The sequence below is a fragment of the Mycobacterium sp. DL99 genome, assembly GCF_004762045.1.
In the GTDB taxonomy this organism is placed as follows: Bacteria; Actinomycetota; Actinomycetes; order Mycobacteriales; family Mycobacteriaceae; genus Mycobacterium.
This window is the reverse complement of sequence record NZ_SJOM01000007.1, coordinates 1,411,501-1,434,644: the sequence shown is the minus strand read 5'-3', so window position 1 is coordinate 1,434,644 and position 23,144 is coordinate 1,411,501. Positions and strand designations below refer to the sequence as shown.

At 65.3% G+C, this 23,144-nt stretch carries 21 protein-coding genes; 5 read left to right on the top strand and 16 right to left on the bottom strand.

The genetic code is table 11. The features are described 5' to 3' along the window. Positions 1 to 62 precede the first annotated feature (62 nt). The 9 genes from EYZ64_RS07155 to EYZ64_RS07115 form a co-directional block, all read right to left on the bottom strand. The gene (locus EYZ64_RS07155; RefSeq protein ID WP_135452839.1) at positions 63 to 908 is read right to left on the bottom strand and encodes an SHOCT domain-containing protein; all 846 of its coding nucleotides are present in this window, start codon (positions 906 to 908) and stop codon (positions 63 to 65) included. Positions 909 to 964: 56 nt separating this feature from the next. Beyond that, positions 965 to 1,810: a cutinase family protein gene (locus EYZ64_RS07150; protein ID WP_167857738.1), complete on the bottom strand. Its 846-nt coding sequence runs from the start codon at positions 1,808 to 1,810 to the stop codon at positions 965 to 967. 148 nt (positions 1,811 to 1,958) lie between these two features. Then, a complete protein-coding gene (tuf, locus tag EYZ64_RS07145; RefSeq protein WP_135452838.1) occupies positions 1,959 to 3,149 on the bottom strand; it encodes an elongation factor Tu in 1,191 nt (396 codons plus the stop codon). A gap of 88 nt (positions 3,150 to 3,237) precedes the next feature. Further along, complete coding sequence (fusA, locus tag EYZ64_RS07140; protein WP_135452837.1) at positions 3,238 to 5,340, bottom strand: elongation factor G; 2,103 nt, start codon at positions 5,338 to 5,340, stop codon at positions 3,238 to 3,240. 87 nt (positions 5,341 to 5,427) lie between these two features. Beyond that, positions 5,428 to 5,898 carry a 30S ribosomal protein S7 gene (gene rpsG, locus EYZ64_RS07135; RefSeq protein ID WP_003881868.1) on the bottom strand — a complete coding sequence of 157 codons (471 nt, stop codon included), beginning with the start codon at positions 5,896 to 5,898 and terminating at the stop codon, positions 5,428 to 5,430. Further along, positions 5,898 to 6,272, bottom strand: a complete 375-nt coding sequence (gene rpsL / locus EYZ64_RS07130) for a 30S ribosomal protein S12 (RefSeq protein WP_003881867.1) — start codon at positions 6,270 to 6,272, stop codon at positions 5,898 to 5,900. The genes rpsG and rpsL overlap by 1 nt, the downstream gene beginning before the upstream one ends. Positions 6,273 to 6,550: 278 nt before the next feature. Then, positions 6,551 to 7,174, bottom strand: coding sequence for a TetR/AcrR family transcriptional regulator (locus EYZ64_RS07125; protein ID WP_135452836.1), 624 nt, complete (start codon positions 7,172 to 7,174; stop codon positions 6,551 to 6,553). Between the two features lie 81 nt (positions 7,175 to 7,255). Then, positions 7,256 to 7,765: a DUF3558 domain-containing protein gene (locus tag EYZ64_RS07120; RefSeq protein WP_135452835.1), complete on the bottom strand. Its 510-nt coding sequence runs from the start codon at positions 7,763 to 7,765 to the stop codon at positions 7,256 to 7,258. A gap of 24 nt (positions 7,766 to 7,789) precedes the next feature. After that, entirely contained in the window at positions 7,790 to 8,374 is a 585-nt protein-coding gene (locus tag EYZ64_RS07115; RefSeq protein ID WP_135452834.1) for a DUF3558 domain-containing protein, read from the bottom strand. A 132-nt stretch (positions 8,375 to 8,506) separates the two neighbouring features. On the opposite strand from EYZ64_RS07115, the gene EYZ64_RS07110 reads away from it, so the two are divergent. From EYZ64_RS07110 to EYZ64_RS07095, 4 genes are all read left to right on the top strand, one after another. Further along, positions 8,507 to 8,896 (top strand): DUF3060 domain-containing protein, encoded by a 390-nt coding sequence (locus EYZ64_RS07110; RefSeq protein ID WP_135452833.1) that lies wholly within the window; start codon positions 8,507 to 8,509, stop codon positions 8,894 to 8,896. Between the two features lie 31 nt (positions 8,897 to 8,927). Further along, a complete protein-coding gene (locus EYZ64_RS07105) occupies positions 8,928 to 9,344 on the top strand; it encodes a DUF3060 domain-containing protein (RefSeq protein WP_210115479.1) in 417 nt (138 codons plus the stop codon). 407 nt (positions 9,345 to 9,751) lie between these two features. After that, a complete protein-coding gene (locus EYZ64_RS07100; RefSeq protein WP_286174672.1) occupies positions 9,752 to 10,258 on the top strand; it encodes a MarR family winged helix-turn-helix transcriptional regulator in 507 nt (168 codons plus the stop codon). 315 nt (positions 10,259 to 10,573) lie between these two features. Next, complete coding sequence (locus EYZ64_RS07095) at positions 10,574 to 12,220, top strand: hypothetical protein (protein ID WP_135452832.1); 1,647 nt, start codon at positions 10,574 to 10,576, stop codon at positions 12,218 to 12,220. A gap of 77 nt (positions 12,221 to 12,297) precedes the next feature. Here EYZ64_RS07095 and EYZ64_RS07090 read toward each other — a convergent pair whose 3' ends face one another. The 6 genes from EYZ64_RS07090 to EYZ64_RS07065 all read right to left on the bottom strand — a co-directional run bounded on the left by EYZ64_RS07090 (position 12,298) and on the right by EYZ64_RS07065 (position 18,393). Continuing rightward, positions 12,298 to 13,062: a crotonase/enoyl-CoA hydratase family protein gene (locus tag EYZ64_RS07090; RefSeq protein WP_135452831.1), complete on the bottom strand. Its 765-nt coding sequence runs from the start codon at positions 13,060 to 13,062 to the stop codon at positions 12,298 to 12,300. Next, complete coding sequence (locus EYZ64_RS07085; protein ID WP_135452830.1) at positions 13,059 to 13,790, bottom strand: PaaX domain-containing protein, C- domain protein; 732 nt, start codon at positions 13,788 to 13,790, stop codon at positions 13,059 to 13,061. Before EYZ64_RS07085 ends, EYZ64_RS07090 begins: the two co-directional genes overlap by 4 nt. A gap of 1 nt (position 13,791) precedes the next feature. Beyond that, entirely contained in the window at positions 13,792 to 14,706 is a 915-nt protein-coding gene (locus tag EYZ64_RS07080) for a crotonase/enoyl-CoA hydratase family protein (RefSeq protein WP_135452829.1), read from the bottom strand. Next, positions 14,703 to 16,358, bottom strand: coding sequence for an acyl-CoA dehydrogenase family protein (locus tag EYZ64_RS07075; protein ID WP_135452828.1), 1,656 nt, complete (start codon positions 16,356 to 16,358; stop codon positions 14,703 to 14,705). The genes EYZ64_RS07080 and EYZ64_RS07075 overlap by 4 nt, the downstream gene beginning before the upstream one ends. Positions 16,359 to 16,454: 96 nt before the next feature. After that, entirely contained in the window at positions 16,455 to 17,576 is a 1,122-nt protein-coding gene (locus tag EYZ64_RS07070; protein WP_135452827.1) for a phosphatase PAP2 family protein, read from the bottom strand. Positions 17,577 to 17,640: 64 nt separating this feature from the next. Further along, on the bottom strand, positions 17,641 to 18,393 hold the full coding sequence (locus EYZ64_RS07065) for a deoxyribonuclease IV (protein ID WP_135452826.1): 753 nt from the start codon (positions 18,391 to 18,393) through the stop codon (positions 17,641 to 17,643). A gap of 78 nt (positions 18,394 to 18,471) precedes the next feature. On the opposite strand from EYZ64_RS07065, the gene EYZ64_RS07060 reads away from it, so the two are divergent. Then, positions 18,472 to 19,041, top strand: a complete 570-nt coding sequence (locus EYZ64_RS07060) for a CHAP domain-containing protein (RefSeq protein WP_135452825.1) — start codon at positions 18,472 to 18,474, stop codon at positions 19,039 to 19,041. Between the two features lie 116 nt (positions 19,042 to 19,157). Here the strand turns inward: EYZ64_RS07060 and EYZ64_RS07055 are convergent, their stop codons facing one another. Further along, complete coding sequence (locus EYZ64_RS07055; RefSeq protein WP_135452824.1) at positions 19,158 to 23,111, bottom strand: DNA-directed RNA polymerase subunit beta'; 3,954 nt, start codon at positions 23,109 to 23,111, stop codon at positions 19,158 to 19,160. Positions 23,112 to 23,144 lie beyond the last annotated feature (33 nt).

Below are 23,144 nucleotides of genomic sequence, written 5' to 3'. Positions count from 1 at the left end.
GAACGGGATCTCGGATGATCGGACAGGTCATACCGTGCCCGCCACCTCGGCCGCGGCCCAGATCAAAGATCGGCGATGATCTGTTGTCGCTTCGAGGTGTACTCGTCTTCGCTGATAGCGCCCGTCGCACGCAACGTTTCCAGTTCCTGAAGACGTTGGGCGGTCGACGGCGCGGGCGGTGCGATGAATGGCGCGGACGGCGTACCCGGTTCCGGAGTCACCACCGACGGGGACGGCGCCGCCCGCTGCGCAGCGGCTCGCCGCACAACCGCCTGGACCTGTTCGCGGGCCGCGGGATTCACCCGTAGGTCGACCATGTTGTTGATACCGATGCCGTGCGCCTTGAGGATCTGCAAGATCTCCATCAGCGGGCCGGACTGGCCGGTCAGGTCGTAGGTCTTGTTCTCCTCGGCGATGGTGAACGTCGCCGGCATCAGACCGCTGACCAGACTGCTTCTCTCCCAATCGATCCGGTATTCGTTGGTGGTCGGGTCAACCAAGGCGACCAGCTTGCGGTTGGTGATCATCGGCAGCCGCGACACCGAGGCCAGCACGCGGTCCTGACTGGCGAACGGCGCAAGGCCAGGTCCCGAGATCTGCAGATCCAGCTTCACCAGCGGCTGCTCGTTGATGCGGGTGTTGGTCTCCTGAATGCCGGTGACCTGGGCCAGCGCCAGCACCCCGACCTGTTCGAGCTTCTGGTTCTGCGCCGCCGATTTCGTCCCGGCTGCGGTGAGCCCCAGCGCGATCAGAACATCGATCGCGGTGATCAACAGACCCACCCAGAACATCCACTTCATCATCGGATCACCGCCGCTGACGAAGTAGATGGTGAGGAAGATCGGACCGACGATGCCACACAGCAGCACGAAGGCCTGAATGCGCACGTACCGCCAGAATGTGGACATCACAGGCTCCTGTCGTCGGTCGGGCGCCATCAGATTAACGCCCGGGACCGCGCAGATCAGGAGTGAACGACTCCACCCGCCGCGCCACCCGTCGGCCCCACCTGCTGCTGCATCGGCGACGGGCCCAGCATCCGGTACAGCGGCCAGGTCCACCGGTATCCCCCGCCGGCCGACCGGGCGTAACTGGTGTGCACGGCGATCGCCGTGGCGGTCACCTGTTCGGCATCCTCGTCGTAGTCGCAGACCGCGTCGCCACGATCGCACACGCTGATCGTGCGACTGCCGACCGACGCGGGCAGCACGGCCGGGGCGTGAGCCAGGATCGGCCAGTCCTGCGCAACGCCCTTACCGGCTCCGGACAATCCCGTGGCCGTGCCCAGGTTGACGGTGGTGTCGGCAGGCAACCGGTCACCGTCGGCGACCAACAGCGCGCCGGCCAGATTCGGGCTGGCCGACAACGCGGCCAGATTGCGGTGAACCACCATCGCACCCTGCGAGTAGCCGGCGAGAACGACCTGGCTGGACGGGCACTGCTGGGTGAACGCCGCGTACTGGTTGCCCAGCGCCGCCACCCCGGTGTCGACACTGCTCATGAATCCACCCCAGCCCAGCAGATCCCCGTCGGCGGGTACCGGCGCCGCGGGGTAGACCACCGCTTCGGCGGTCATGGTCCGGCCGTCCTGCTGCACCCACTGAGACAGATCCCGCAGGGAGTTGTACACCACCCGGCCCATGCCGGCGTCGACCGTCGGGTCGTCACGTTCACCCGAGCCCGCGACACCGATCCAGTGCAGGTCCGGACATCCAGGACTGGCCTGCGCCGCTCCCGCCGCAAATCCGACCGCCGTGGCGGCAAGTACTGCTGCTGAAGCCAGCGCCCATATCCGTCGCAGTTGTCTCATGTTCGTGCCCCCAACCCCGTAGCTCGCCTATGCAATAAAGATCGTCTCAGCTACCACAGGCGTTACACCAGACCCAGCAAGAACACGCCGGGAAAACAAAAGCGGCGCTCACCCGAAGGTGAGCGCCGCTTTCGCGTGCTAAGTCAGATCACTTGATGATCTTGGTAACGCGACCCGCGCCGACGGTACGACCGCCCTCACGGATGGCGAAACGCAGACCCTCGTCCATGGCGACCGGCTGGATCAGCACGACGGAGATGTCGGTGTTGTCACCGGGCATCACCATCTCGGTGCCCTCGGGCAGGGTAACCACGCCGGTCACGTCCGTGGTACGGAAGTAGAACTGCGGGCGGTAGTTGTTGAAGAACGGCGTGTGGCGGCCGCCCTCGTCCTTGGACAGGATGTAGACGCTGCCCTCGAACTCGGTGTGCGGGGTGGTGGTGCCGGGCTTGACCACAACCTGGCCACGCTCGACGTCCTCGCGCTTGATGCCACGAACCAGCAGACCGACGTTGTCGCCGGCCTGGCCCTGGTCGAGCAGCTTGCGGAACATTTCCACACCGGTGACGGTGGTCTTGGTCGTGGTCGGGCGGATGCCGACGATCTCGACCTCTTCGTTGACGTTGATCACGCCACGCTCGACGCGACCGGTCACCACGGTGCCACGACCGGTGATGGTGAAGACGTCCTCAACGGGCATCAGGAACGGCTTGTCGGTCTCGCGAACCGGATCCGGGATCGACTCGTCGACCGCGTCCATCAGGTCCTCAACCGACTTGACCCACTTCGGGTCGCCCTCCAGCGCCTTCAGCGCGGAGACCCGGATGACCGGGGCGTCCTCGTCGAAGTCCTGGGCGGCCAGCAGTTCGCGGACCTCCATCTCGACGAGCTCGATGAGCTCCTCGTCGTCCACGGCGTCCGACTTGTTCAGGGCCACCAGGATGTAGGGCACACCCACCTGGCGGGCCAGCAGCACGTGCTCGCGGGTCTGCGGCATCGGGCCGTCGGTCGCGGCGACCACCAGGATCGCGCCGTCCATCTGGGCGGCACCGGTGATCATGTTCTTGATGTAGTCGGCGTGACCGGGGGCGTCCACGTGGGCGTAGTGCCGCTTCTCGGTCTGGTACTCCACATGGGAGATGTTGATCGTGATGCCGCGCTGACGCTCTTCCGGCGCATTGTCGATCTGGTCGAATGCGCGCGACTCGTTCAACTCGGGGTACTTGTCGTGCAGAACCTTGGTGATTGCTGCAGTAAGCGTCGTCTTGCCGTGGTCAACGTGACCGATGGTCCCGATGTTGACGTGCGGCTTCGTCCGCTCGAACTTCGCCTTCGCCACTGTGGTGTCCTCCTGGACTTGTTGGTGCTTTTACTTAAAGCAATGTTGATGTGTTCAGTTGTGAGCCGCGACAGTTGCCGCGACGAGCTTACTGACCCGTCGCCTTCGCGATGATCTCCTTCGACACGTTCGCCGGAACTTCGGCGTACGAGTCGAACACCATGGAGTAGTTCGCCCGGCCCTGGGTCTTCGACCGAAGGTCGCCGACGTAGCCGAACATCTCCGACAGCGGCACCTGCGCCTTGACGACACGCGCACCGCTGCGCTCCTCCATGGCCTGGATCTGACCACGGCGGGAGTTCAAGTCGCCGATCACTTCACCCATGTAGTCCTCGGGTGTGATGACCTCGACAGCCATGATGGGCTCCAGGATGACCGGCTGAGCCGCCTGCGCGGCCTTCTTCAGCACCTGCGAACCCGCCACCTTGAACGCCATTTCCGAGGAGTCGACCTCGTGGTAGGCGCCGTCGAGCAGCGTCACCTTGACGTTCACCAGCGGGTAGCCGGCCAACACGCCGTACTGCATGGCGTCCTGCGCACCGGCATCCACCGAAGGGATGTACTCACGCGGGATGCGGCCACCGGTGACCTTGTTCTCGAACTCGTAGGTGGCACCGTCCTCGCCGCTGAACGGCTCGAGGTCGATGAGCACCTTCGCGAACTGGCCGGATCCACCCGTCTGCTTCTTGTGGGTGAACTCGACCTTCTCCACCTTGCGGCGGATGGTCTCGCGGTAGGCCACCTGGGGCTTACCGACATTGGCCTCAACCTTGAACTCGCGACGCATGCGGTCCACCAGGATGTCCAGGTGCAGCTCGCCCATACCGCCGATGACGGTCTGGCCGGTCTCCTGGTCCAGGTGCACCTTGAAGGTCGGATCCTCTTCGGCGAGCTTCTGGATCGCGGTGCCCAGCTTCTCCTGGTCACTCTTGGTCTTGGGCTCGATGGCCACCTCGATCACCGGATCGGGGAAGGTCATCGACTCCAGCACGACCTGCTGGTTCGGATCGCACAGGGTATCGCCGGTGGTGGTGTCCTTCAGACCGATCACGGCGTAGATGTGACCGGCGGACGCCGACTCGACCGGGTTCTCCTTGTTGGCGTGCATCTGGAACAGCTTGCCCAGACGCTCCTTCTTGCCCTTGGTGGCGTTGATGACCTGCGCACCGGACTCGACCTTGCCCGAGTACACGCGGACGTAGGTGAGCTTGCCGAAGAAGGGGTGCACGGCGATCTTGAATGCCAGCGCGGCGAACGGCTCGTCGACCGACGGCTTGCGCAGAACCTCTTCGTCCTCCTTGCCGGGGACGTGGCCCTTGACGGACTCGACATCCAGCGGCGAGGGGAGGTAGTCGATCACGGCGTCCAGCATCGGCTGCACACCCTTGTTCTTGAACGCGCTGCCACACAGCACCGGGTACAGCTCGCTGTTCACGGTCAGCTTGCGGATCGCGCCCTTGATCTCATCGATCGTCAGCTCTTCGCCGCCGAGGTACTTCTCCAGAAGCGCCTCGTCGGTCTCGGCGACGGTATCCATGAGCTCGCTGCGGTACTCGGCGGCCTTGTCGGCCAGGTCCGCGGGGATCTCGACGGTCTCGTAGCTCTCACCGAGCTTGGTCTCTCCGCGCCACACCTTGGCGTTCATCTCGACCAGGTCGATGATGCCCTCGAAGTCGTTCTCGGCACCGATCGGCAGCTGGATCACCAACGGCTTGGCGCCGAGGCGGTCCTTGATGGTCTGCACGGTGAAGTAGAAGTCCGCGCCGAGCTTGTCCATCTTGTTGACGAAGCAGATCCGCGGCACGTCGTACTTGTCGGCCTGACGCCACACCTGCTCAGACTGCGGCTCAACACCCTCCTTGCCGTCGAAGACGGCAACGGCACCGTCGAGCACACGCAGGCTGCGCTCCACCTCAACGGTGAAGTCGACGTGCCCGGGGGTGTCGATGATGTTGATCTGGTTGTTGTTCCAGAAGCAGGTGACGGCTGCGGAGGTGATGGTGATACCACGCTCCTGCTCCTGCTCCATCCAGTCGGTGGTGGAGGCACCGTCGTGCGTTTCACCGATCTTGTAATTGACGCCGGTGTAATAGAGGATGCGCTCGGTCGTCGTCGTCTTACCGGCGTCGATGTGCGCCATGATGCCGATGTTGCGGACCTTGTTCAGGTCAGTCAGCACGTCCTGTGCCACGGAAGTCTTCCCAACTCTTTCGCTTGCTTGATTAGGTGTTCGATTGCGCGCCGGCCGGCACCCGACTCTGGATGCCGGGCGCGGGTATCACCAGCGGTAGTGCGCGAAAGCCCGGTTCGCTTCGGCCATCTTGTGAGTGTCCTCACGACGCTTCACAGCGGCACCCAGGCCGTTGCTGGCGTCCAGGATCTCGTTGGCGAGGCGCTCGATCATGGTCTTCTCGCGACGAGCCTTGGAGAAGCTGACCAGCCAGCGCAGGGCCAGGGTGGTGGAACGATCGGGGCGAACCTCGACCGGCACCTGGTAGGTGGCACCGCCGACGCGGCGGCTGCGGACCTCGAGAGCGGGCTTGACGTTGTCGAGCGCACGCTTGAGGGTGACGACCGGGTCAGTACCGGTCTTGTCGCGAGCCTGCTCCAGCGCACCGTAGACAATGCGCTCGGCCAGTGACTTCTTGCCGTCCAGCAGAACCTTGTTGACCAGCTGGGTGACCAGCTGCGACCCGTAAACCGGATCGTTGACCAACGGACGCTTCGGCGCGGGACCCTTGCGCGGCATCAGCTCTTCTCCTTCTTGGCGCCGTAGCGGCTACGGGCCTGCTTGCGGTTCTTGACACCCTGGGTGTCGAGCGATCCGCGGATGATCTTGTAACGGACACCGGGGAGGTCCTTCACACGACCACCGCGCACCAGCACCATCGAGTGCTCCTGCAGGTTGTGGCCCTCACCGGGGATGTAAGCGGTGACCTCAACGCCGCTGGTCAGCTTCACGCGCGCGACCTTGCGAAGCGCCGAGTTCGGCTTCTTCGGGGTGGTGGTGTAGACGCGGGTGCACACGCCACGGCGCTGCGGGCTGCCCTTGAGGGCCGCGGTCTTGACCTTCGCGACCTTGTCGCGGCGACCCTTGCGGACCAGCTGGTTGATGGTTGGCATGTACCGGCTTTCTCTGTGTTGCTCTGCTCTTTTTTGCTGTTCTAAGTCTCTGTACTGCTGTTATCCCCCGACCGCGTACCCCGCGTCCGGGCGTGTCGCACGTGCCTACACCGGTGGAATTCCGATGCGTGATAGACATGCAAATTGGCCCGGCGTGCGGGCACGCTTGCGAATCACTCAGCAGCGTGCGCCTTCCGGCCAGGCACGATCTACCACAATACCAGGGCTGGCCGCGCCGAACCAAACCCGCTTACGACGACCTATTCCCAGGTCAGACGCTACGACTCCAGTTGCCCCATACCTGCGGCCAGTCGTCGCAGCATATCGGTGAACACCGCATCGGTGTCGATGTCATCCATCACACCCGTCATTTCCAGCAGGACGAAGCCGTGCAGGGCAGACCAAAACTGCAGTGCGGCATAGAAGGCATTCTCGCCCTCCAACCCATAGGAGGTCAGCACTTCGATGACCGGGCCGGCAGCGGCCCTGGTGGCCGCCGAGTACTCGGGATCGTCTCCGCCGAAAGGCATTCGGGTGAACGCCGAGTAGCGACCGGGATGGTGGTGGGCGTAGCTGCGGTAGGCGCTGGCCATCACTGCCACCGCATCGTCACGGGTACGGCCGGACCCGACGGTGTTGAGCATCTCGATGATGTCGTCGATCACGCGCATCCGGACCGTGCGACGCAGGTCGTCAAGGCTCTGCACGTGGTTGTAGAGCGACGGGCCCTTGGTGCCGAGCTGGCCGGCCAGCGCGTTGATGGTCAGGGCATCCCAGCCCTCGCGGTCCAGGAACGTCAGCGCGGCGTTGACGATGGCATCGCGGCTGAGCTTGGTGGTCCGCGCCGGCCGCGACTGGGAACGTCGGGCACTGGCCACCTGTGGCTCCGGCCGAGCTGACATGTACGCACTGCCTTCGAATCGAAGTGATTGACGCCCCCCGTTGGGGTCGCCGTGAAACTGTAGCCCCTCTGACAGCGCAGATCAGTTCATCCGGCCCTGACTGAGCCGGGCGAGTTTCTCGGTGACCTGACACAGATCAGGCAGCGTGGCCGGGTTCATCGTCTGAATCGACCACGTGATCACATCCTGCCCCTTGGCGACATAGATACTGCAGACATTCGCATCCGCCGCGCGGAAGCCTTGGTTGCCGTCGATGGACAGTTCGGTGAGGGTGCGGCCGGCCCGGGTCTCCAGCGTCCTCTCGGTGTCCATGTCACTCCCCCGGTACCACCAGGTGGAGATGCCCATCCCGGCGCCGAAAGTGCCCAGGACCGAGTTCTCCTGCCAGAAACACCCGGTATCGCTGACCACAGCCTTGGTGAACATCGAGGAGCCGACGGCATCGGCGATGTCAGCGTCGGTGACGCCGTTGCAGTCCGCGCCGTGAAATCCGTCGCCGGCGGGAGCCGACTCCGGAGCCGGCGGTACGTCGGTCGACCCGCACGCGGTCAGCAGCGCCGCTGCGGCTGCGACGCCGACCAGACACCTCATTGCGAGGTAGCGATGCGCCACGGGTCAGAGTTCCGATTGAAGCGTGGCCGACAGCAGCTTCTTGGCGTCCTGGCACGGATCGCCCTTGGCGGCGCTTCCGGCTGCGCCCGCACTGCGGAACTGCACCCACCAACTGATCACGCCCGACCCGGCGGCCGCGGTCGCCGAGCACGCCGCGCCCGTCACATCGCGGCGCGCCACGAACGCCTGATGCCGCTCGACCACGACGTCGGTGATCTCCGCATCCCGGCTGCGGGCCACTGCCCGCTCGCGCTTCAGCGAGCCCTTCTCGAACCAGGAGAAGATCACGTCGAGCATCGCGGGCGAGCCCGCATCCAGCCCGGGAGCGGGCTGGGCCTTACGCGACAAGACGTACTGACAGACCGCACCGCTGTACGGGCGCACGACGTTGTCGGCGGCCAGGATCTCCTGGATCGTGCTGTCGACGAGCAGCCCGCACCGGTCGTCGACGTATCCGAAACTGCGGTCGGGGTCAGCGGTATCGGCCGATGCGCGCCGGGCAGCCCCGTCGATGGTGTGCGAACACCCCGCGACGGTCACCACGGCTGTGACCGCCACGGCAGCAGCCTGAACAACACACCGACGCATTGCTGAACACGGTACCCAGCACCGACACCGCACGCGACCTGTCGGCGAACGCCCGTCAAACTGGTCAACACTTACCGCCACGGGGAGAGCGCCACGTACTCTTCTCGCAGCAGATCGGAAGGGGAACTCACCGTGAATTGGACAGCTGTGGGCCGGAGGGTGCTTGTTGGGCTGGCAGCCGGCACGCTCACGTTGCCGCTGGCGCTCACCGTCGGCACGCCCGGCGCGGTAGCCAAGAACGGTGACACCACGATCACCGGCCAGAGCGTCGAACAAACCATTGATTGCAACAACGGCACGCTGTTCGTCAATGGAACCGATATCCGGATCACCGCAGTGGGCACCTGTTGGGCGATCGCCGTGCAGGGCGGGTCCAACGTGATCGTCGCGGACAACGTCATCAACGACGTCACTGTGTACGGCTTCAACCAAACCGTGTTCTTCAAAAATGGCGATCCGATACTCGTCGACCGCGGCCGAGAGTTGGGGATGACCAACCAGATCGGTCGCGTCCCCGCCTGATCAAGCCCGACGCAGAAAGCAGAGACACACCGTGCTCACCCGTTTTCCCCACACCCGACTGATCCTCGGTATCACCGCCGCCGCCGCTGCACTGACATTGGCGGCCTGCGGATCCGAAAGCTCGGACACCAACACGCCCAGCGCCACCGCGGGACCGTCCGGTGTCAACGTCGAGGTCGGTAACACCATCAACTACATGTCGGTCGGCACCACGACCGACATCGACTGCGCCGACGGCAAATCCCTCACAGTGGGCGGCACCAACAACACCCTGACGGTGAAGGGCACCTGCGCCAATGTGAACATCGGCGGATCCGACAACAAGATCACGTTCGAGCGGATCGACAAGGGCCTGACGATCATCGGGCTGAACAACACCGTCAGCTACTCCGCCGGTGACCCGAAGGTCACCAACACCGGCAGCAACAACAAGGTCAGCAAGGGCTGATCGGTCCTCCGTAGCGGATTTCGCCGGCCAATGGCGGCGGCGATCCGCCGGAGGTGTTCCGCGTCCAGTTTTGCGTGCGGCTTCGCGTCGAGGCCAATCACACTGCGGTCGAAGATGTTTGCGCTCCTCGGCCCCCATGCTTCCGGGGTTTCTCGGCCGAGGAGCGACTGACCCCGGACAGTGCGATCTTCCGACAAGTGCCGACCGACACCGTACCGGTCGACGCCGGCGTAACCGCGCCTTTTGAATACTTATCCCCATCGTCGGATTGGCACCCCGCGGACCATCACGCCGAACGGGAACGATTCTCCGCACTGCGGCAGCAGATTTCACCACTCAACGCCCAGTCGCTAAATAAATTCATTTAGTGCGCAAGGACCGGTCCGAGGCTGTTAGAGTCCCGCACCGTGGAGCAGACGCGGACGAACCGTCTCGGAAGCCGCTTGCCCGGCCTGGACGAAGTCGAGTACGACTGCTGGCAGTCCTTTCTCGCATCGTCGACCCAAGTCGGCGAGATCCTCTACCAGCGACTGCTGGACGAGCACGACCTCACCCTGGTCGACTTTCTTCTGCTCGACGCACTCGCCAAATCGGACGGCGGCTCGGCCCGGATGAGCGATCTCGCCAACCGCCTGACGTTGACGCCCAGCCGCGTGACCGCGCGGATCCAGCGCCTGCAATCACGGAAACTTGTGAGCCGCATCAGCAACAAGGACGACCGAAGGTCAGTACTGGCCATCATCACTCGCGACGGCCGGGCCTGCATGCAACGTGCGACGTGCACCTACGCACGAACCGTTCGTGAGCTGTACCTGGATCGGCTTTCGCGTCGCCGCATGACCGCACTTGGTGACAGCTGCCGCCGGATCAACTCAGACTTGCCGCCGGTCCGCCGGTGGTTCGACAGCGTGTAACCCGCCGGGAGTGGTCACCGAAATTTGCTGACCGTCCGCTCGACGGTCCTGAACATTTCCGTGAATGGCACTGACGCAAGCCAGGCCGTGACTGCCGACGATCAAGGGCCGGCCACAACTCCGTAGGCCCGACCGAACCGCTGCCACCGCATCGAGCGACGGTCATCTCGGCGTTGCCACCATTAGCCGGTCGGAACGCAAAACCGATGCGCGGCTATTTTCGATTGCCCCCTCACAGCTAATCGTCACTGACACGGTATCAGCATCTCGGAATCGTTCATTTCTGCTTGCAGCTATGCACTGATGTGGTACAACATGTTGCAGTTGTCCATAAAGTACTTTTCCAGTGAAGTAAAAATCTCTGAATATTTCTTTGCTGAAAACTGGGACGCAGCCGCTGATTGGGGCTTTCATCAAGACCTCCCGTTGCCGATTCCCGCGCAATACAAGAAACATTTCGCCGTTCAGCCAGACACCCGATTTCTTCGGATACCTTCTGACGCTGTCAAGATCACGCACAGAAGAGAGCTCTCCATGCACTTAGCTATCCGATCGACACTCACCGCCGGTATAGCGCTGGCCGGCGCAGGCGCCATCGCGGTGAGTCCGATCAGCCCGGTGGCGGCACCAGTGGCCGACGCTCCGGTCGCAATACCCCATTCCTCCTGGGCCCCAGTCGAACTCACCGCTCTCGCCGACGGGCTTCTTCAGGATCCATCTCTTACCGATCCACTCACCGAATGGCTGGGGGTTTTCGGGACGACGTTCGACAACGCCGCCAAAATCGGCGGCCAGATGGCCGCCGACCCGTTTCCGATCCTGCAGCAGGTCATCGCCAACCAGATGGCCAACGGACAACTTCTCGCGAGCTCGCTCGACGCTGCCGCCATGAGCTACATCAGCTTCTTCACCTCGGATGAGGACTACAAGCTGAAGTTCCTTGCCCGGATGGCTCTCGACTACCTCCAGTCGGGCGATGTGGCCGGGGTGGCGAGTGTCGTCACCAGTGTTGTGTTCCGCCTGTTTGCCTTTGCGAACCCGCTGCTCAATATCATGCAGCTCCCGCTGAGAACGGGTCAGAACGTCATGAACGCGCTCTCCGCAGTGCCGGACTTGATGATGCCCCTGGGGTTGGGGGTGCTGAATCCGGTGGAGGGTGCGATCAACGCATTCGGTGACAGCGCCCAGCACGTTCTCAACGCCGTCAACGCCGGCGATCCGGCCGCGGCATTCAGTTCGCTCATCAACACTCCCGCGGTACTCACCGACGCGATCCTGAATGGGTACCTCAGCGATATGGGGGCCGGGACCTCCGGCCTGTTCACCAACGGAGAGTTCGTGTTGAACAGGGGCCTGCTCCAAACCCTGCTCGTGACCGTGCCCCAGACGATCGCCAAAGCCATTGGCTGGCAAGGGCCTGGCGCAATGCAAATGCAAGGCACCGCCATCGAGGACGTAGCGCCGGCACCAACCGATGCCGGCACCGACCTGCCCACGGCGTCACCGTTGGTTCAGCGCAAGGCACTCGGCACCGCGGCGGTGGTGAGCCATCCCGCCGCCGATGTCACCAGTACCGTCGACCGCATCTCGGAGACCACCTCCGCAGCGGTCGAGAAGCTCAAGACCGTCACCCTGTCGGTCGCACCGCAACGCAACGCAGTGGACGCTCAAACCGCCGGCACGCCTGCCGAAAACGACGGTGCCGAGGTCGGGTCCGGTTCGGCAGAGGCACCCGCCTCCTCCGCAACGCCGGATGCCAAGACCGAGGCGAAGTCCGGTCGGGACGATCGTTTGGCAACGAGAGCTGCCAAGCGGGCCGCCAAGCAGGAAGCCAAAGCTGCGAGGGCTGAGGCCAAGGTGCAACACCGCGCGGCCAAGCGGGAAAGCAACGAGAGCAAGCACGAAGCCAAAGCAGGCACCGGCGGTGCCAAACACCGTGCGGGTGGTGATCACTCCGACTGACGCCGACTGACGGCATGACGTATGCAAGGTGCTCGGGCGGGTTATCCCACCGAGCGCCTTGTATTCGTCAGGCTCGTTCAGGCACTCGCGCCGTGTCTGCCCGCACCTCCGGCGAACCGGCCGGCGCCATGGGCGGCCTCCTCGGCAACACGGGGGATGCTGGCGAATTCGAATTCCATTGCGGCCTGTTCGGATTCGCCCCACTGATGAAGTGCCGAAAGGCGGTCCGCCCGCATGCATTGCTGCGGCAGTCGGGACAGCTCTGCGGCCAGTTCCTCTGCCGCCGCACGGGCGTGACCTTTGGGCACCACCCGGTTGGCCAGACCGATCGCGTGGGCTTCGGCCGCATCGACGGCGCGCCCGGTCAGGATCAGGTCCATCGCGCGGCTCTCCCCGATCAGCCGGGGCAGCCGCACGGTGCCACCGTCGATCAGCGGCACTCCCCAGCGACGGCAGAACACCCCCAGCACGGCGTCCTCCTCGACCACGCGCAGGTCACACCACAAGGCCAGTTCCAGTCCGCCGGCCACCGCATGGCCGCCGATCGCGGCGATCACCGGCTTGGACAACGCCATTCGGCTCGGCCCCATGGGACCGGGCCCCGCGGGGTCGAGCCGGTTCATCTCCGGCGTGCCGAAGGCTTTCAGATCGGCGCCGGCGCAGAAGGTGCCGTTGGCACCGGTCAGCACCGCGACCGCGGCCTCCTCATCGGCGTCGAACTGCTCGAAGGCCGCGAACAAGGCCGCGGCGGTGGGGCCGTCGACCGCGTTGCGGGCGTGCGGTCGGTCGATGATGACCGTGGTCACCGGTCCGTTGCGCTCAACCCGGACAGCTTCGGTCACGTTGCCTCCATCAGTTCGGTATGGTCGCGCCGCACGACGAGTTCGGCGGCAAAGTCGCTGTACGCCTTACGCAGTTCGGCACCCGGCCACTCACCCGACAGTAACCCGTCCGGCAGCACCGGGTCCGCCAGCAGGTGACGCACGATGCCCGCGGCCGCGACGAACCGGCCCGGAACGTCGGTCGCGGCGGCCATCTCCTCCAGTAGCTGCTCGCCCGTGCGCCGCCAGCCGGGCAGATCCCACAGCGTGGCGGCCAGGCCGGCCGGATCCTCGTCCCGGGCATGCAGCAGCCGCACCCGGCCGGTGATCTCCTGGGGCAACACCTGGTCCAAATTGTCCGGGCGCATCCACACACCCTCGCGCAGTTCGCCGAACCGATACTGCTGCAGGGCATTCCGCAGCGCAGCGCGGGTGCGGGCGTCGGTGCCAACACTGGTGATGACCAGTGTCTGCCACTGTCCGTCGTAGTCCCGCAGTTTCGGGTCGATCGCGTCGTCCTGGCGCCGCTGGCGGTTCAGCAGGCGGTCCGACAGCCGGTAGCCGTCCTCCGAACGGATCAGGTCACCGGCGCCGACCATGCGGGTCAACGCCACCCGCAGGGTAGGTTCCTTGATGTCGAAATCGGCTGTCAGCCTGATCAGTTCGGCGGCACTCGCCCAGGCCGGGTGGGCACCGAGCAGCACGCTCAGCACCACCGACCGGGCCGTCATCCGTGTGAGCGCGGGCATGTCAGACCTCGGAAGACCTGCGCCCGTAGTCACCCATCGGCTCGTCGCGATGGCGCACCGCTTCGCGGAAGCCGTGTTCAACGGCGTCGGCCACGAAGGCGTGCCCTTCGGGAGTGTGCCGGGCGATGCCGTCGAACACCGTGCTCACCATCCGGCTGGTCGCCACCCCCTGCTGCAGCAGCGCGGAGTTGCAGGCCAGCTTGGCCATGATGAGCTGGTTGACGGGCATGGCGGCGATGCGTGCGACGAGGCGCTCGGTGCGCTCATCGAGGTCTTCCGGTTCGGGCGCCTCGACGGCCAGGCCCCATTCGGCGGCCTGCGCGCCGGTGATGCAATCCCCGGTGAACAGAAGGCGTTTGGCGCGTTGATCCCCCAACCGGTGCGCCCACAGGCCGGCGGCCGGAACGCCCCACACCCGCATGGGCGGGTAGCCGATCTTCGCGTCAGAGGCGGCGATCACCTGGTCGGCGTGCAGCGCGATGTCAGTGCCACCGGCCACGCAGTAGCCGTGAATCTTGACCACGGTCGGCTTGTCGGCGTGCATCAGGCTGGAGAAGCCGCGGACGAACCGGCTCATCATCTGGTAGTCCACCATCGGATCCCATGGTTGATCCGGAAGGTGGTTGATCGCCTGGGTTTTCCCGGACAGCACGGTCCCGTCGTATCGGCCTCCCCCGGCTTCGCCGGTCCCGTCCGCGTACGCGGACAGATCGAATCCCGCACAGAAGCCCTCACCGCGCCCGGACACCAGGATCACGTGCACGTTCGGGTCCAGGTCCGCGCGCTCGACCAGGGCCTGCAGTTCCAGCGGGGTGTCGGCGACGATCGAGTTGCCCTTTTCGGGGCGGTTGAAGGTGATTCGCGCTATCCGATCGGTGACCTCGTAGGTCATCGTCTTCAGCGTGTCGACCGTCATCCCTTGACCAGGGCACGCTCGAGGATCGGCGCCAGGTCGAGCCCGGTCGGCAGGGTGCCGAAGGCCTGTCCCCACTGCCCGCCGAGCCTGCTGGCCAGGAAGGCCTCGGCCACGGCCGGGTGTCCGTGACGCACCAGCAGCGCGCCCTGCAGCGCCAGCGAGATGTCCTCGGCGACCTTGCGGCCCCGGTAGGTGATGGTCTCCAGATCCTGCAGATCGTTCTGCAGGGTGGTGACGTGGCGGTCCAGCCGCGGGTCCTGCCCGGCGGTCCTGGAGAGTTCGTCGAAGAGCACCTCGATGCTCTCGGGCCGGGTTGCCATGGCGCGCAAGGTGTCCAGCGCGCTGACGTTGCCCGAGCCTTCCCAGATACCCATCAGCGGGGCCTCCCGGTACAGCCGGGGCATGCCCGAGTCCTCGACGTAACCGTTGCCGCCCAGGCATTCCATCGCCTCGGCGGCATGCGGGGTGGCCCGCTTGCAGACCCAGTACTTGCCGGCGGCCAGGCCGATACGGCGCAGCAGCGCCTCGCGCTCGTCACCGCGGACCGCCTTGTCGGTGGCACCGGCCATCCGCATCGCCAGCATGGTCGCCGCCTCGGCCTCCACGGCCAGGTCGGCGAGCACGTTGCGCATCAACGGCTGGTCGATCAGATAGGCGCCGAACGCCTTTCGATGCTGGGCGTGGTGCACGGCACGGCTCAGGCCGTTGCGCATGCTCGTGGCGCTGCCCAGCGTGCAGTCGAGTCGGGTGAGGTTGACCATCTCGATGATGGTCGGCACGCCACGGCCCTCCTCGCCCACCAGCCAGGCGGTGGCACCGTCGTATTCGACCTCGCTCGAGGCATTGGCGTGATTGCCGAGCTTGTCCTTGAGCCGCTGCAGGAACATCCGGTTGCGGCTGCCGTCGGGCAGGACGCGCGGCAGGAAGAAACAGCTCAGGCCTCCCGGAGCCTGGGCGAGAACCAGGAAGATGTCGCACATCGGGGCCGAGGTGAACCACTTGTGCCCGCGCAACGAGTAGGTGCCGTCACCGTTGGGCGTGGCCTCGGTGGTGCCGGCGCGAACGTCGGAGCCGCCCTGCTTCTCGGTCATCGACATGCCCGCCGTGATACCGGCCTTCGTCGTCGCGAGCTTCAGTTCCGGGTCGTACACCCGGCTGGTCAGCAGCGGCTCGTAGATGGCGGCCAGTTCCGGGTTGAACCGGAGTGCGGGCACCACGGCGTAGGTCATCGAGATCGGGCAGACGTGCCCGGGTTCGACGGTCCACACCGAGGTCTTGGCGGCGCGCACGACGTGGGAGCCCTCACGGTCATCGGCCCACGGGGCACCGTGCAGTCCGTGGGTGACGGCCACATTCATCAGCTCGTGATAGGCCGGGTCGTATTCGACCTCGTCGATCCGGTGGCCGTAACGATCGTGGGTGTGGAGCACGGGCCGGTTCCGGTCGGCGAGTTCGCCCCAGCGCTGGGCCTGGGCGCTGCCGTTGATCGCGCCGAGTTCGTGCACCTCGTCGACGCCCCACTGCCCGCCTTCGCGGATGAGGGCCTCGGCGAGCACCGGCGAGGTGGCGGGGTTGTAGTCCTCCAGCGTGGGGACCTGATTGGTGACGACGTGTGTGCCCGCGGACGTGAGGAGCGATGGATCAACAGCCATACGTCCAGTGTTACAAATCTCCGACAACTGCACAATACTTGTAATGAGACGGCTCGGCGGCCCATCGCGTCACGCCAGTCGCCCCTGCTCCGGGAGTCAGGCCGGGTCGAGTTCTCCGACCGCGGTCGGTACGTCTTCGTTGTCCCGGGGCTGTTCGTCGCCCTCAGCCTCGCGCGCCCTCCGCGCTTCGTACCGATTGAGGGCGAACAACACCACGGCCGCCAAGGTCCAGCCGAGCAGGATGTCGACCACATAGTGCTCGGCGGTGTACACCAGCGTGAAGGCCATGATGAGCGGATAGGCCACCAACAGCGGCCGCCATCCGCGATTAACCCGGTTCCAGAGGAAGACCGCGACCGCAGCCGTCAGGCCGGCATGCAGGGACGGGATGGCCGCGACGAGGTTCACGCTGGCCTGCCCCTGATCGATCAATGCCGTCGCGGTGTGCAGGTTGAGCTTGCCCCAGCCGCGGGTGACGATCCGTTCGATCCAGTCGTGCGCGCCGTCCCGACTGCCCTGCATCGTGCCGAGGAGTCCTCCGTCGACGGATTCACGCGCCGATCGGAACATGCACCCGGGCCCGGACGGGCCGCCGTCGACGTCATCGGCACTGCACCGTGCCGCGGCCCACGGTGGGGCGGCGGGCAGCAGCGCGTAGATGATCAGCGCCGCGAACGACAGTCCGACGAACAGGCGAACGAACCGTTTCCACTCCTCACGGTCACGCAGCCACAGCACGCCTGCGACGACGTAGGGAAGGATGAAGAACGACATGTACACGGTGCTGATCACCACTTCCCACCACGGCGGGTGAAGCAGTTTCAACCGTTCCTGCAACCACACCGTGGGCACCGTGCCGAAGAACATCCAGCGATCCGCGTCGACCTGCCAGTGCCACAACGTAGGACGGCCGACCAGGGTGGCCGCTCCGCGGCTCAGGTCGTAGGCAGCCAGCACCGCGGCGAACGGCAGCCAGTCGCGGATCACATAGAGCATCCGCCTGCCCTGGCCGATGCTCGCCGCCAGCAGCCCGGTGGCGATGTAGAGCAGCAAAAGTTCGCGGTTGAACGCGAAACCGTCGGTGACGGTGCGGTAGACCACGACCGACGCCCACACCAGGATCGCGACGTATCGCAGAATGCGCAGTCGATCGGCGCGGGTGTCGGCGCCCCATTGCGCTGACGCTTCTTCGGTTACCGAGTCATCAACCGCGGTCACAGAGGTGACGTTAGTTCACCTTTACGTCACGATGCCGTTGAAAACGGTTCAGGTCGCGAACGTGTCAGTCGGCGTGCTCGCGCAGGAACGCGATGTCGTCCTTGCGTCCGGCTTCCGAGGTCTCACAGATAACGGGCGCATCCGCTGCCTTCACCACCGCCGCCAGCAACTGCGGATCGATCTGCCCGGCACCGAAATTCGCATGACGGTCGGCACCCGAACCGGCCGCATCGCGTGAATCATTGCAGTGCACCAGATCGATGCGCCCGGTGATGGCCTTGATCCGGTCCACCGCATCGATCAGCGCCTCCCCCGCCGCCCACGCGTGGCACGTGTCGAGACAGAAGCCAATGCCCTTGTCCCCGATGCGATCCCACAGCCGGGAGATAGTGTCGAAATGCCGTGCCATGGCGTGATCGCCGCCCGCAGTGTTCTCCAGATACACCGGCATATCGGTATTCAGCGCATCCAGGGCCTTGACCCAACGCTCGAACCCGGCCTCCATGTCGTTGTCGTCGGCATGGCCGCCGTGCACGATCACCGCGGTCGCGCCGATCTCGGCCGCGGCGTCGCACGTGTCCTGCAGGATCTTGCGGGACGGAATCCGCACCCGGTTGTTGGCCGAAGCCACGTTGATCAGGTACGGCGCGTGTACGTACAGCGGCACCGTCGACGCCTTGAGTGCCTCGGCGTCTTCACGGGGCTTGGGCTTCTTCCAACTCTGCGGGTTGCCGAGGAAGAACTGCACCACGTCGGCGCCATCTGCGGCGGCCGCGGCCAATGGGTCGGTGTTGTCTACATGCGAACCGATGAGCACACCGCCAAGTCTAGGTGGCTGCCCCGACACCCAAACTGCCGCGCGGCGACGAGGATTCGATGACTTAGTGTGGCAAACATGCACAAACGCGCGTGGCTCATCGCGATGGCGGTGGCTGTCCTGACGGTCGCTGCCGTGGGCGCGACGGTGGGATACCGCGGCTACCGCGAGCACGTCGCCCAACCGGAGTTCCCGCAGGTCGACACGTCGTCGCTGAGCCCCGGCCGAGCCGCCGTCATGCGCATCGTCGCGCAGGAGTACGCGACGCAACCAGGCATGTTCAAGTACTCCGAAGGCAACGACGAGCCATGGTGCGCAGACTTCACCAGCTGGGTGATGCGCGAGTCGGGCGAACCGTTCGCCAACCCCAACTCCGGGCATTGGCGCATCCCGGGCGTCCTGACGCTCACCGACTATCTGCACAACGAGGGCCGCTGGGAGCCGACGGATTATCTGCCCCAGCCGGGCGACATGGTGATCTACGACGAGCCCAGCCCCAAACACCAGCACGTCAACATCGTCGTGGCCGACGACAACGGCACCCTGACCACCATCGGCGGCGGAGAGGGCCGCGACGGTGGGCTGGGGCTGTCGACCTACAAGATCATCGATGACCCGGGGATCCAGGGGTTCGGCCGCTACGAGTGACGCCGCCGAGTGGCCACCTGTTGCACATGAATTTCCGATAGGCGTGCAACAAGTGGCCACTCCCACCAAAGGAAAAGCCCCCCACGCTGACGCACGGGGGGCTTTTCCTTGACTAGCTAGCGGTAGTCGCTGTATCCGTAATCGTCCAGCGGCACCGCGGCACCGGTGGCCGCACCGAAGTCCGGGCTGTAGTACTGATCCTCGTAGGACGGGATCGTGTACGCCGCAGCGCGGGCCTCTTCGGTCGGCTGCACCTGGATGTCGCGGTAACGGGCGATGCCGGTACCGGCCGGGATCAGCTTGCCGATGATCACGTTCTCCTTCAGACCCAGCAGCTTGTCGCTGCGGCAGTTGATCGCCGCATCGGTAAGCACGCGCGTGGTCTCCTGGAACGACGCCGCCGACAGCCACGAATCCGTGGCCAGCGATGCCTTGGTGATACCCATCAGCACCGGGCGGCCGGCCGCGGGCTCGCCACCCTCGGCAACAACCCGACGGTTGGCGGTCTCGAACTCGGCACGCTCGGTCAGCGAACCGGGCAGGAACTCCGTCGCACCCGAATCGATGATCGTGACGCGACGCAGCATCTGCCGGACGATGACCTCGATGTGCTTGTCGTGGATCGACACACCCTGGGCCCGGTAGACCTCCTGGACCTCCTTGACGAGGTGGATCTGCACCTCGCGGGGGCCCTGGACACGCAGCACCTCGTGCGGATCCGCGGAGCCTTCCATGAGCTGGTCGCCGACCTCGACGTGGTCACCGTCGGACAGCACGCCTTCGGAGCCGTCCTCGTGGGTGAGCACGCGCAGGCGCTGACGCTTGGAGAGCTTGTCGTAGACAACTTCCTCGCCACCATCGTCGGGGACGATGGTGATCTTGAAGAACTTGTCGCTCTCCTCCAGCCGGACCCGGCCCGCGACGTCGGCGATGGGCGCCTTGTTCCGCGGGATACGAGCCTCGAACAGCTCCTGCACGCGAGGCAGACCACCGACGATGTCGGCGCCACCGGTAACACCACCCTGGTGGAAGGTACGCATGGTCAGCTGGGTACCGGGCTCACCGATGGACTGGGCGGCGACGATGCCGACGGCCTCGCCGATGTCGACCAGCTTGCCGGTGGCCATCGAGCGGCCGTAGCACTTGGCACACACACCGGACGCCGAGGCGCAGGTCAGCACGGAGCGGACCTTCACCTGCGAGATGCCGGCAGCCAGCAGCGCGTCGATGGCCGGGTCACCCAGGTCATGGCCGCGTTCGATGACGACGTTGCCGTCGGCGTCGACCGCATCGGTGGCCAGGGTCCGGGCGAACGCCGAGGTCTCGACGTGTGCATCGCGGATCAGCGAACCGTCCGCAGCGCGCTCGGCCAGCGTGACGATGATGCCGCGCTCGGTCTCGCAGTCGTTCTCGCGAACGATGACGTCCTGCGACACGTCCACCAGACGACGGGTCAGGTAACCCGAGTCGGCGGTACGAAGAGCGGTGTCGGCCAGACCCTTACGAGCACCGTGGGTGTTGATGAAGTACTCCAACACCGTCAGGCCCTCACGGAACGAGGACTTGATCGGGCGCGGGATGAACTCACCCTTCGGGTTGGTCACCAGGCCCTTCATGCCGGCCAGGGTGCGGGTCTGGGTGAGGTTACCCGTGGCTCCGGACTTCACGATCGTGATGATCGGGTTGTCGGCCGGGTAGAACTCCTCCATCGCCTTACCCACCTCTTCGGTGGCGTCCTGCCAGATCTTGACCAGGGACTCGTTGCGCTCGTTGTGGTTCAGCGCGCCGCGCTGGTACTTGCGCTCGATCGCCTCGGCCTCGGCCTCGTGCCGCTCCAGGATCTCCTGCTTCTGCGGCGGCACCAGAACGTCGGCCATCGAGACCGTGACACCCGAACGGGTGGCCCAGTGGAAGCCGGCGTCCTTGAGCTTGTCGACGGTCTGCGCCACCACGATCATCGGGAAACGCTCGGCCAGATCGTTGATGATCCGGGCCTGGACCTTCTTGTGCATCTGCTCGTTGACGAACGGATAGCCCTTGGGCAGCAGCTCGTTGAAGAGCACCCGGCCCAGCGTGGTGTCCGCGGTCCAGGCATCGCCCGGCTTCCAGCCGTTCTCGAACAGCTCGGCCTCGACGGCGGCCGGCGGACGCTGCTGCGTCAACCGCACCTTGATCTTGGCGCGCACCGACAGTGCACCGCGGTCCAGCGCCATGATGGCCTCGGCGGGCGAGCTGTACACGCCCTGCTCCGGCTGGTCCTTGGCGGCCGGCACGTACTCGCCGGGGTCGCCCGCGACCTCGGTGGTCAGGAAGTACAGACCGGTCACCATGTCCAGACGCGGCATGGCCAGCGGCTTACCCGACGCCGGGGACAGGATGTTGTTCGAGGACAGCATCAGGATGCGAGCCTCGGCCTGGGCCTCTGCCGACAGCGGCAGGTGCACGGCCATCTGGTCACCGTCGAAGTCGGCGTTGAACGCCTCACACACCAGCGGGTGCAGCTGGATGGCCTTGCCTTCCACCAGCTGCGGCTCGAAGGCCTGGATACCCAGGCGGTGCAGCGTAGGTGCACGGTTCAGCAGCACCGGGTGCTCGGCGATGACCTCTTCGAGGACATCCCACACCTGGGGACGCTGACGCTCGACCATGCGCTTCGCGCTCTTGATGTTCTGCGCGTGGTTCAGGTCGACCAGACGCTTCATCACGAACGGCTTGAACAGCTCCAGGGCCATCAGCTTCGGCAGACCGCACTGGTGCAGCTTGAGCTGCGGGCCCACCACGATGACCGAACGGCCCGAGTAGTCGACACGCTTACCGAGCAGGTTCTGACGGAAGCGGCCCTGCTTGCCCTTGAGCAGATCGGACAGCGACTTGAGCGGACGGTTGCCCGGACCGGTGACCGGGCGGCCACGGCGGCCGTTGTCGAACAGCGCGTCCACCGACTCCTGAAGCATGCGCTTCTCGTTGTTGACGATGATCTCGGGCGCGCCGAGGTCGATCAGTCGCTTGAGCCGGTTGTTGCGGTTGATCACGCGGCGGTACAGGTCGTTCAGGTCGGAGGTGGCGAAACGGCCACCGTCGAGCTGAACCATCGGACGCAGCTCCGGCGGGATCACCGGCACAGCGTCGAGCACCATGCCCAGCGGGGAGTTACCCGACTGCTGGAAGGCCGCGACGACCTTCAGACGCTTGAGGGCGCGAAGTTTCTTCTGGCCCTTACCGTTCTTGATGGTGTCGCGCAGCGACTCGGCCTCGGCCTCGATGTCGAAGGTCTCGATGAGCTTCTTGATCGACTCCGCGCCCATGGCGCCGGTGAAGTACTCGCCGTAGCGGTCCTGCAGCTCGCGGTACAGCACCTCATCGACGATGAGCTGCTTGGGGGCCAGCTTGGTGAAGGTGGTCCAGATCTCGTCGAGCCGGTCCAGCTCACGCTGGGCCCGGTCACGGAGCTGACGCATCTCACGCTCGCCGCCGTCGCGCACCTTGCGGCGCACGTCGGACTTGGCACCCTCGGCCTCCAGCTCGGCCAGGTCGGCCTCGAGCTTCTGGGCCCGGGCCTCCAGGTCGGCGTCGCGCTGATCCGCGACGGCCTTGCGCTCGACGGCCATCTCGGCCTCGAGCGTGGACAGCTCGTTGTGGCGCATCTCGTTGTCGACAGAGGTGATCACGTAGGCCGCGAAGTAGATGATCTTTTCCAGATCCTTCGGGGCCAGGTCGAGCAGGTAGCCCAACCGCGACGGAACACCCTTGAAGTACCAGATGTGCGTGACGGGTGCGGCCAGCTCGATGTGGCCCATCCGCTCACGGCGCACCTTGGCGCGAGTGACCTCGACGCCGCAGCGCTCACAGATGATGCCCTTGAACCGGACGCGCTTGTACTTGCCGCAGTAGCACTCCCAGTCGCGAGTCGGTCCGAAGATCTTCTCGCAGAACAGGCCGTCCTTCTCCGGCTTCAAGGTGCGGTAGTTGATGGTCTCCGGCTTCTTGACCTCGCCGAAGGACCAGTTACGGATGTCGTCCGCGGTGGCCAGGCCGATGCGGAGTTCATCGAAGAAGTTGACGTCTAACACGTAACTCCCTTTCCCCTTTCGGGACTAGAAATT